Genomic DNA, 509 nt, shown 5'->3' with positions numbered 1-509 from the left:
AAAGCCGCTGAATTCAGCGGCTTTTTATTAAATCTTATGTCGACCCAATAATGAGTGTGACAAGGTCGTGCCATCTACAAGCTCAAGCTCCCCACCTACAGGCACACCGTGCGCGATACGGCTAGCTTCGACTTGGTGCTCTCTGCACAACTCCGCAATATAGTGAGCAGTAGCTTCTCCCTCAACCGTTGGGTTGGTTGCAAGGATCACTTCAGAAATATCACCTCGACGTAGACGATAATCAAGCACGTCTAAACCAATATCACTTGGACCGATGCCATCAAGCGGAGACAAATGCCCCATAAGCACAAAGTATCGACCGGAGTATTGACCCGTCGCTTCAACTGCTGCGATATCTGCCGGGCTTTCTACTACACAAATTTGGCCGTTTTCTTGGCGTTTTGGGTTAGTACAAATGTGGCAAACTTCTTCTTCAGTAAAAGTTCGACATTCAGCACAGTGACCAATTTCGGTCATTGACTGACTCAGCGCATCTGCCAGTTGCAGAC

The 509-nt window shown here is 47.9% G+C and carries 1 protein-coding gene; it reads right to left on the bottom strand.

From position 1 onward, the window contains the following. Nucleotides 1-27: 27 nt before the first annotated feature. A partial coding sequence (gene recR / locus R7Q48_RS31400) for a recombination mediator RecR (RefSeq protein WP_318134377.1) occupies nucleotides 28-509 on the bottom strand: 482 nt, incomplete at its 5' end.

The organism is Vibrio sp. 378, from assembly GCF_033339435.1.
The sequence above is the reverse complement of the archived record's forward strand: the minus strand, read 5'-3'. Positions and strand labels throughout refer to the sequence as shown.